6 protein-coding genes and 1 pseudogene are annotated in these 9,976 nt (G+C 71.8%); 3 read left to right on the plus strand and 4 right to left on the minus strand.

The genetic code is table 11. The features are described from left to right. Nucleotides 1-22: 22 nt before the first annotated feature. Nucleotides 23-331: pseudogene (locus G6R24_RS22480) on the plus strand (hypothetical protein); the annotation flags it as partial. 88 nt (nucleotides 332-419) lie between these two features. On the opposite strand, the gene G6R24_RS14390 reads toward G6R24_RS22480, so the two are convergent. The 4 genes from G6R24_RS14390 to G6R24_RS14405 form a co-directional block, all read right to left on the minus strand. Beyond that, nucleotides 420-602 carry a hypothetical protein gene (locus G6R24_RS14390; protein ID WP_163549762.1) on the minus strand — a complete coding sequence of 61 codons (183 nt, stop codon included), beginning with the start codon at nucleotides 600-602 and terminating at the stop codon, nucleotides 420-422. Between the two features lie 415 nt (nucleotides 603-1,017). After that, a complete protein-coding gene (gene ppc / locus G6R24_RS14395; protein WP_163549763.1) occupies nucleotides 1,018-3,888 on the minus strand; it encodes a phosphoenolpyruvate carboxylase in 2,871 nt (956 codons plus the stop codon). Between the two features lie 194 nt (nucleotides 3,889-4,082). Beyond that, the gene (locus tag G6R24_RS14400; protein WP_163549764.1) at nucleotides 4,083-5,408 is read right to left on the minus strand and encodes a M56 family metallopeptidase; all 1,326 of its coding nucleotides are present in this window, start codon (nucleotides 5,406-5,408) and stop codon (nucleotides 4,083-4,085) included. 52 nt (nucleotides 5,409-5,460) lie between these two features. Continuing rightward, nucleotides 5,461-5,979: a BlaI/MecI/CopY family transcriptional regulator gene (locus tag G6R24_RS14405; protein WP_163549765.1), complete on the minus strand. Its 519-nt coding sequence runs from the start codon at nucleotides 5,977-5,979 to the stop codon at nucleotides 5,461-5,463. Nucleotides 5,980-6,797: 818 nt separating this feature from the next. Here G6R24_RS14405 and G6R24_RS14410 point away from each other — a divergent pair. Both G6R24_RS14410 and G6R24_RS14415 read left to right on the plus strand, forming a co-directional pair. Beyond that, nucleotides 6,798-8,852 (plus strand): cytochrome ubiquinol oxidase subunit I, encoded by a 2,055-nt coding sequence (locus tag G6R24_RS14410; protein ID WP_163549766.1) that lies wholly within the window; start codon nucleotides 6,798-6,800, stop codon nucleotides 8,850-8,852. Next, nucleotides 8,849-9,841: a cytochrome d ubiquinol oxidase subunit II gene (locus G6R24_RS14415; protein WP_163549767.1), complete on the plus strand. Its 993-nt coding sequence runs from the start codon at nucleotides 8,849-8,851 to the stop codon at nucleotides 9,839-9,841. The genes G6R24_RS14410 and G6R24_RS14415 overlap by 4 nt, the downstream gene beginning before the upstream one ends. Nucleotides 9,842-9,976: the final 135 nt, after the last annotated feature.

Consider the following 9,976-nt stretch of genomic DNA (forward strand, 5'->3'; position numbering starts at 1 on the left):
ACCTGACCAGTTACCCGCAGAGATGGCCCAGCAGCAGATCGAGCAGCAGCTTCGGCAGAACTGGCAGCAGCTCCGCTACGGCATCCTGGACCAGTTCGGCCAGGTCAGCGCCGCGGATGTCGACAGCGCCACCAGCGTGAACGACCTCGTCGCACGCATCGCGGACAAGACGCACCACAGCGAGCGTTACATCGAGAACCGCCTCCACCAGCTCGTGGGTGTCGGCGGCGGCCAGGGCGGGAACCTCGGCGAGCGCTTCGGCGCCTCGCAGGGTGGCCAGCGCGGCAACCAGCAGAACCAGAACCAGAACCAGCCGTTCGGGTCCCAGCAGTTGCATCGGCGGCAACCGATGGCGGGGACCTCCCAGTGGCCCTGCTCGTGGGCCGGGGAGGTCCCCGTTCGGTTACGTGGTTATCGCGCTACTCGGCGGGCGTGGGCTCGTAGGCCACTCCCAGTAGCATGCGAAGCTCGAGCAGCTCGTCGATCATCTTTGCCGTCGCGGAATCCCGTGGGCGCCGGCGCAACTCGTCCAGCATGGCATCCGTTTCCTCGACAGTCGGAATATCGTCGATAGATGCCGCAATCTTGACGATCGTCTCCATGGCGTCCACCACCTGCCGTCTGGTCGTCTGGGTCTGTCCGACGCCCTTGTGTGCATGGCCTGTGTGAGGACGGATCGGACGTGTTCGTCTACGCTGACGCTGACAGGTTCTCCGGGCATTAATCAATCGTTACTGAGCTGTTAATTGCCGCTCACCGTCGCCGTCAATCGCGGCGCGAGGCACGGACGGCCAGCGATCGTCGACATTTCGGGAATATGTGGCCACATTCCGTGTCGACCTCCTCGCCGTTCGACTGTCCGTTGGCGTGTCACCACTGCTCCTCTCCTCCTCGCCTCGTCCACCCGATGGTCCACTCCGTGTTCTGTGCGGACCACCGTGCACTCCGGCTGAACTCGACCTATACCCGCTCCCGCCGCTGGTGAAGCGGGATGCGGCCAGCCGGGTCCTCCCCTGGTCAGCCGGTGTTGCGCAGGCCGGCGGCGATGCCGTTGATGGTGAGCAGCAGGGCGCGGCGCAGGTGGGGGTCGGCGTCGGGGCCGGCGGCCCGGGAACGGGCCAGCAGGGAGATCTGCAGGGCGTGCAAGGGGGCGAGGTAGGCGTCGCGGACCTCGAGGGTGTGGCGCAGTGTGGGGGCGTTCTCGAGCAGTTCCCGCTGGCCGGTGACCGCGAGCACCTCGCGCACGGTGCGGGCGTGCTCGGCGCGGATCGTCTCGAAGATCGCCGAGCCGGCCGAACCTGCCGAGCCGGCCGCGCCGGGGGCGCCGATGGGGGCGAGGTCGCCGGTCAGGGTGGTGACGTAGCGCTCGGCGATGGCGAGGTCCGACTTGGCGAGGGTCATCTGGACGTTGCCGAGGAACGTCCGGAAGAAGTGCCAGGAGTGGTACATGTCGGCGAGGGTGTCGCCGGCTCCGGCGGCGCGGGCGGCGGCCAGGCCGGTGCCGACACCGAACCAGCCGGGCAGGATGATCCGGGACTGGGTCCAGCCGAACACCCACGGGATCGCGCGCAGGTCGGCGAGGCCGCCGGAGCCGCCGGGACGGCGCGACGGGCGGGAGCCGATGTTGAGGTTGCCGAGCTCCTCCACCGGGGTGGCGGCGAGGAAGAACGGCACGAGTGCCGGGTTCGCGACGAACGCCTGGTAGGCCTCGCGAGCCGAGTCGGCCACGGCCTGCATGGTGGCGTCCCAGCCGGCGAGCACGGCGGGGCTCAGTCGGGCGGAGCGGTGCAGGATCGAGGCCTCGACCACCGCGGACAGGGCGATCTCGAGGTTGTGCCGGGCGAGCTGCGGCAGGGTGTACTTGTCCGAGATCACCTCGCCCTGCTCGGTCACCTTGATCGAGCCGTCCAGGGTGCCGAACGGCTGGGCCATGATCGCCTCGCCGCTGGGGCCGCCGCCGCGTCCGACCGAGCCGCCGCGGCCGTGGAACAGGCGCAGCACCACGCCGTGGCGGCGAGCGATGTCACGCAGGTCCCGCTGGGCCTTGTGGATCTCCCACTGGGACGCGGTGATGCCGGCGTCCTTGGACGAGTCCGAGTAGCCGAGCATGACCTCCTGCACGTCACCGCGGGCACCGACCAGCGCCCGGTAGGACGGGTCGGTGAGCATCCCGTCCAGCAGGGCACCGGCGGAGCGCAGCTCGGCGACCGTCTCGAACAGGGGGACGAAACCGATCCGGGCCCACGCCGGCCGCCCGGCGAACCCGACCCCGACCAGGCCCGCCTCCCGGGCTAGCACCGCCACGGCGAGGATGTCGTCGACGTCGCGGGTCATCGACACGATGTAGCTCTCGATGACGTCCGCGCCGAACCGGTCGAGGGCGACCCGGATCGTGCGCATCAGGTCCAGCGCGCCGAGGGCACCGTCGGGTAGCGGCGGCGGCGCGCTGCCCAGCAGCGGGCGGCGCCGGGTCAGTTCGGCGGACAGCAGGGCGCGTCGGGCCGGTCGGTCGAGTTCGGCGTAGGGCGCGTCCAGTTCGCCGAGCAGATCGTAGAGGGCGCCGAGCGCACCATGGTGTTTGTCGGCGTGTTCGCGGATGTCCAGGGTCGCCAGCGCCAGACCCATCGCGTTGGCGGTGCGGATCATCCGTTGCAGCGGGCCGTCGGCGACCAGGCTGCCATCCCCGGCGGCGAGCGACGCGCGCATCACCGCCAGATCGTCGAGCACGTCGGGCAGACCCGCGTAGTCGCGGCCGGCCACATGGGGGCGGCCGGCGGCCAGACGGTCACGGGTGGCGGCGAGACGGGCCAGGATGTAGCTGCACTTGAGCCGGTACGGCTCCTCGGCGTTGAGCCGCACGTAGCGCTCGTACACCTCGGGCAGCGCCACCCGGTCGGCGGCCAGCGACGCCAACAGTTCCTCGCTCACCGTCACCACCCGGGTGGACGCGGTCAGCTCCTTGACCAACCGTTCGACGGCCGAGGTCAGCAGTCGGATACCGAACTCGTGCTGCAGGGTCAGAACCTCGAGGGTGACCGCCGGCGTGACGTTCGGGTTTCCGTCCCGGTCACCGCCAGCCCACGAGCCGAACCGCAGCGGACGGGCCCCCGCCGGCAGTGGGATCCCCACCCGGGCGAAGGCGAGGTCCAGCTCCTCCAGCAGGTCGGGCAGCACCTCGGTGGCGATCAGTTCCAGGTAGTAGGCGGCGGAGCGGGCCTCGTCGGTGGGCTTGGGCCGCTCCACCCGCAGCTCGTCGGTCTGCCACAGGATGTCGACCATCTCGGCGAGGCGACGCCCGAGGCGTTCGGTGTCCGCCGGACGGGATGTGCCGACATCCGGGCTGTCGGCGTCGAGCAGGTCGGCGATGCGGCGCAGCGTGTCGAGCACCGAGCGACGGCTGGCCTCGGTCGGATGCGCGGTGAACACCGGCCGAAGCTCGAGGCGTCCGGCGATGGAGCTGGCGAGCTCGCGCTCGAGGGTGCCGGCGTCGAGCGCGTCCCCCATCCGGGCGAACGTCTCCGCCAGCGGGCCCTGGGCCCGGTCGGAGAGCTCCCGGGAGCGGTACAGCTGCTCGGTGATGTTGGCGAGCTGGAAGTAGGCGGTGAACGCGCGGGCGAGCACGATCGCGGTCGGGTCGTCGACGCCGGCCAGCAGCCGGGCGAGTTCGGCGCCGTTGTCGGGCCGGCGGGCCAGGGCTCGCACCTGCTCGACGAGGGCCAGGGTGTCCGCACCCTCGTGGCGGGTGAGCGCCTGCCCGAGCAGATGGCCCAGCCTGCGTACACCGGCGCGCACCGCCGCGTGCCGGGTGCCGCTGGACACCCCACCGGCGAAGGCACCCGGATCCGGGTCGCGTGCGTCCAGGGCCGTCGTGGTCCGATCGGTCGTCACAACCGCCTCCGGCGATGTTGTTCGCGGTCGTTCTCGGGCGGGGTCAGGCTCGGTGGGGCCAAGTCTGCCGAGTCGATGGCGCTCTTGCCTACGTCCGGCGATGTGGTCTAGCCGATGCCGGCGGACGGTTTCGTGCCGTCCGTCCCGGCCGTCGGTCGGGCGTTCGGGTGGTCGGGCGTTCGGGTGTGGCCGGTTCAGCCGATCAGGATGATCAGCGGTGGGGTGACGAGCACCGCCGCGGCGCCGAGGTAGGCGACCAGGGCCTGCCACCAGTGCACCGCCGGCGGGTCGAGCAACCGGGCGATGCGGGAGATCACCGGATTGGTGATCCCACGCGACGGGCCGACGCCGACCGGACCCTCGTGGCCGCCCTCGCGGCCGTGACCGTGCGTGGCCGCGGTGCCGCCGGCACCGGCCGTGCGGACACCAGCGGCATCGGCGAGGGCGCCGTTCGCACCGAGGATGCTCAGGGCACCGGCGGGAACGGGTGCCCTGGTCACCCCGATCCGGGCGAGCGCCCGAGCCAGTGCGGGGCGGCTGGTCTGCCGTCCGGCGGCATCGTCGGCGAGCATCTCCACCAGCAGCGACACCGCCGCGGTGGCCTCCCGGGCCGGGCCCAGGAACGGAAAGGTGCGCTCCCAGGCGACGAACGGCTGGATGACCAGGTCGTGACGGCCGGCGACATGGGCGGCCTCGTGGGCGAGCACCGCGTCGAGTTCGTCGGCGGCCAGGGTGTTGAGCAGGCCGCGGGAGACCACCACCCGGGCGTGCCGTACCCCGGGCACGCAGTAGGCGACCGCGATCGGATGGTCGAGAATCCGCAGCCGGATGCCGGCCCGGTCGCGGTGCTCGCACAGACAGCAGGACGCGACCGCCCGGATCGTCACGCTTTCATCCGGTATGGACCCGTCGTTCTCGCCGCTGTCAGCGCCGCCGGTCGTCGGATGACCGCTGGTGGCGGGCGACGGGTACGTCAGGCCGCTGACCGGTTGCTCCGGGGGGAGCCGGTCGCCCGGGACGAGATGGTCGTGATGCCCGGTCGGGGAGAACGGCTCGGCGGCGGGAAGGCCGCCGGCGGGGGAGAGCAGGTGGCCGGTCGGATCATGGGTGTCGTGGCGGCGATGGCGGCGGCCGGCGAGGTCGACGAGATGCCGATGCCGATGCCGTTCACGCAACGTGGCGGCGGTGGAGGCGCCGAGAACACCGAACAGTCGACCGGCGAGCGCGGTGGCGAGCGCCAGACCGACCAGGTTGATCCAGCGCAGCCCGGCGAGCGGCTCGCCCGCGGCCACGTTGGTCAGATGATCGATGATCGCCGAAGGAGTGCTGGTGGCCAGTGGGGAGACGGTGAACGCCACCGCGGCCAGCAGCGCTGATACTCCGCCGGCCAGACCGATCGCCTGCCAGAGCAGGATCGCAGCCCGCGGGTAGCGATGCGGCCATCGCGCGGCAGCGAGCAGGCGTGGCACCGGCCAGGCCAGCACGCCCGCGAACAGGGCGAGGAGTGCCGCGGTCGTCATGTCCTGGGCCACGCTACCCCCGCACTGGCCGAAGCTGAACTGTTTACTCCGGTTACTCCGGCTCGGTGGAGGCCGTGCCGAGACCGTCCGCATCGCCCGTTGCGGACCCGAACGGGCCTGCAACGGCATCGGAGCCGGTCGCGGGGGCTGAGGCGGGCGCACCCGCGGCGGGTGCTGCCGCGGCGCCCATCCCGATGGGCTCCGCCAGCGGCGGGAGCACGCTCAGGGGGTCCAGCGCCCGGCGCAGGATCTCCGCCTCCTCGGCGGAGACGGAGCCGACGAAACGGACCAGGGCCGAGCCGCGGTCGTCCGCCGTGCCGAGGGCCTCCATCATCGCCTCGGCGACGACGGCCTCACGGCTGTCGGTGGCCGCGTAGCGATGGGCCCGCGCGGCCCGCTGCCGGCGCACGAAGCCCTTGCGTTCCAGTCGTTCGAGCACGGTCAGCACGGTGGTGTACGCGAGATCGCGCTCGTGGTCGAGGCGGGCGGCGACCTCGCGAGCTGTCAACCACCCGTCGCTGGACCACAACACGTCCATGACCGACCGTTCGAGGTCACCCAGGCGCGCCATGCCTCAATCCTACGTCGCGTAGAAGTTGACCGTGGTCGAACCCCGAGGTTTGTCGACGCAGCCTGCGTCACACCCGTGCTGACCTCGGTGTTGGGCGGACGGTAAGGCGCGCCGGCGGGACGGGGGCGCCCGCCGAGGGGTCCGCCGGCGCCGGCCCGGTCGTCGGGTCCGACGGGCCCACAGGTCTGGCCGCGCCGGCCCGGTGGTCCTGCCCGCGGCCGGTCGGACGGCCAGGGAAGCGCCGTCCACCGCCGTCGATGGTCACCTTCCGGCGATCCGAACCGGACTCCTGGCCTGGCCCGGCCGGGCTGTTCGGCCGCGATGGTGGCACCCCGGGCGAGCCGAACGGACCGATTCACCGCCGACCTTTCGGTGGCCCGCCAGTGTCCGTCGGTCGTTTCCGGTGCGTGCCGCCGCGGGCTGGCTGTCATTCTTTACGTGGAATTAAGGCAACCCGCAGGACATTTGACCCGCGGGTCGGAACACATTGGTCCTGGCCGGCCCGGAGTGACGCCTGCGAGCTGTGGTCGGCGTGCTCTTTGGTGCCGCCCGAACGGTGCAAAAAACGCCGACGGCGGCCGGCTTGGCAGAATCACACCCGTCCTGACGGGGAAAAGACGGCCTGGACACGTATGCCTGGTGGGGGGACGAACGAAGCACCGCCCCGCCGGTCGGTGCCGACCCTGTTGTGGACCTCACGCAGGAACGCCGGGCCGACCGGACCGCCCGCTACGTACCTTGGGACCTTCTACGCTGGGTAGAAGGTCGACTGATTCCCGGTCGATTTCTTCCCGCGGTCCTTCGAAGGAGCCGTGCGCATGGTTCTCGCCGCCGACGCCATCGACCTCGCTCGTGCCCAGACGGCGTTCTCCCTCGCGTTCCACATCTGCTTCGCCGTATTCGGTGTCGGCCTGCCCTGGATGCTCGTCTACACCGAGTGGCGCTGGCTGCGTACCGGTGATCCGGTGTGGCTGGCGCTGACGAAGAAGTGGTCGCGTGCCTTCGCCGTGCTCTTCGCGGTGGGCGCCGTCTCGGGAACAGTGCTGTCGTTCGAGTTCGGGCTGCTCTGGCCCGCTTTTATGTCCAAGTACGGTGGCGCCCTCGGGCTGTCGTTCACCATGGAGGGTTTTGCGTTCTTCATCGAGGCGATCTTCGTCGGGATGTACCTGTACGGCTGGAAACGCCTCTCGGCCCGCGCGCACTGGCTGACTCTCTGGCCGATCGCGATCTCCGGCACGCTGTCGACGCTGTTCATCATCACGGTCAACGCCTGGATGAACGTGCCGCGCGGCATCACCGAGCGGAACGGCCGGGTCATCGCCGAGGAACCGCTCGCCCCGTTCACCAGCCCGTCGTTCGGACCGCAGCTCGTGCACATGCTGCTGGCCGCGTTCATGTGCGCCGGTGGAATGGTGGCGGCGATCTACGCGGTCGGCATGCTGCGCGGACGTCGGGACACCTACCACCGGCGTGGCCTCGCCATCGGACTGACCGCGGTGCTCGTCGCCGCCCCGTTGCAGCTCATCGCCGGTGACTGGGCCGGCCGCAGCGCCGGCGAACACCAGCCGCTCAAGCTCGCCGCGATGGAAGGGCTCTACCACACCGGTTCGAACGCCCCGTTCGCACTCGGCGGGATCTACGACGACAAGACCGGTGAGGTCCGCGGCGGCCTGGAGATCCCCGGCATGCTGTCGCTGCTCGAGGGCTTCTCCACGAACCATGTGATGACGGGGCTCGATTCCGCCCCGCCGGAGGAACGCCCCGACGGCACGCTCGTACACGGCGCGTTCACGGTGATGATCGTGCTTGGTTCGGCCCTGCTCGCGTTGTCGGGGGCGACCGGGTTCGCCGTCCTGCGGCGGCGGCGGCGCGGGCAGTACCCGCTGCTCCCGACCGGGCGGCCCTGGCTGCTCGCCGCGGCCTGCACCGGCCCGGCGGCGATGCTGGCCATGATCGCCGGCTGGGAGGTCACCGAGGGTGGCCGGCAGCCGTGGATCGTCGGCGGTCACATGAAGGTGGTCGACGCGGTCACCGGTAGCGACGGCGCCGCGCCGATCTTCGCCGGCACGCTCACGCTGTACCTGGGCCTGGCCGGCGCGCTGATCCTGATCCTGCGCCGGATGGCCACCGGTGGACCCAGCGGTGAGCAGCTGGTGCCCAACCGGCCGAGTGGGCCGTCGATGCCCAGCGCCCCGCGTCCGCGTGACGGCGGCCGTGGCACCGGCACCGGCCCTGGCCGGCCCGATCGGGACGGCGACGGCTCCGACGGTTCCGACGACAAGGACGACGACAAGGGCGACGCCAAGGAGTCCGCACCCGCCGCCACACACAAGCCCGCCGCCGTACGTGAACCCGTCGCCGCGCGTGAAACCGCGGCCACGCATGAGCCCGCCGCGACGGCCGCACGGGCCGACGCGGGCCGCTCGGCGACACCGTACGACCCGGCCGCGGAGCACGCTGGCCGCTACGCCCTCACCCCCGCCGGCGCCCCCGTTCCCGCCGGCGTCCCCCCGCGGACTCCGGCCGGCCGGGTTCCGGCAGACCGGGTTCCGGCTGAGCCGACTCCGGCGGACCGGGCTCCGGCCGCGGAGGCTGGGGCCGACCAGGTGCCGGTCATCCCACATCCGCGGCATGAGGCGCGTACGAAGAGCGAGCGGGCGAACGCCGGGCGAGCGGGACTGTTCGGTCGTCCGTCCGGACGGCATGCCGTGTCGAACAGACGGTCGACGACCGTGACCCCGTCGGCTGGCCGTCCCGGTTGCACCCTGGCGGTCAACCCGCCGGAGCCGGGACCGACGACCGCCGCCCCGTCCGAGAACCGGGTCGAGGCCACCTCGGCCGTCGGCCGTAGCGAGCACGGAGAGTCCCGATGACATCCGCCGACCTGCTTCTCGTCGTCATGGTGATCGGGCTGACCGCCTACGCGCTGCTCGGCGGCGCCGACTTCGGCGGCGGCGTGTGGGATCTGCTGGCTCGCGGGCCGGACGCCCGCTCCCAGCGCCGGCTGATCTCGGCCTCGATCGGGCCGGTGTGGGAGGCCAACCACGTGTGGTTGGTGTTCATCGTCGTCGCCCTGTTCAGCGGTTTCCCGCCGGCCTATGGCGTGGTGGGATCGTCGCTGGAGATCCCGCTGGCGGCCGCGCTCGTCGGCATCGTGCTGCGCGGCGCCGCCTACGTCTACCGGGCGTACGGCGCGGGCGCGGCCGGTCCGGACCACTGGTGGGGGCACGTCTTCGCCATCTCCTCGACGATCACCCCGTTCGCCCTCGGTGTGACCGGTGCGGCGCTGGCGACGGGCAAGATGTCGACGTCGGACCCGATGGAGCCGGTGCGCAGCGTCTTCGGGCTGGGCTGCGGCCTGTTCGCCGTCGCCGCGACCGCCTTCCTCGCGGCCGTGTACCTGTGCAAGGACGCCGGGGCGTCCCCGGTCACCGCGCATCTGGTGCCGGTGTTCCGTCGCCGGGCGTTCGGTGGGGCGGTGGTCTGCGGGGTGCTCGCGCTGGCCCTGCTGCCACTGTTCGCGCATGAGGCGCCGGTCGTCGCCGGCCGGTTCGGTGACCGATCGGTGCCGCTGGTCGCGTTGTCCGCGGTCGGTGGGGTCGCGGCGCTGGTGGCGCTGGGGCGCAACCAGTTCGTCGTCGCCCGGCTCGCCGCGGGCCTGGCCGTCGGCGGGATGCTCTGGGGCTGGGCGATCGCCCAGTACCCCGACCTGATCGTCGGCCAGGTCACGGTGGACGACGCCGCCGCGCCGTCGCCCAACATCCGCGCGATGCTCTACGCCGTCGTCGGTGGCCTGGTGATCGTCACACCGCCGATGATCGTTCTGTACCGGCTGTTCACCCGCCCCGAGCCGGTCGAATGACGCGGACGGCCCGACGCGTCGAGGCGTCGGGCCGTCCGTCGGACCATCCCTCGGGCCATCTTTCGCCCAGACCCTCGAGCCATCCCTCGAGCCGTCCGTCCGGCCATCCGTTGGGCGGGCGGCTCCGCGGGGTCG

The organism is Candidatus Frankia nodulisporulans (assembly GCF_902806475.1).
Taxonomy (GTDB): domain Bacteria; phylum Actinomycetota; class Actinomycetes; order Frankiales; family Frankiaceae; genus Frankia; species Frankia umida.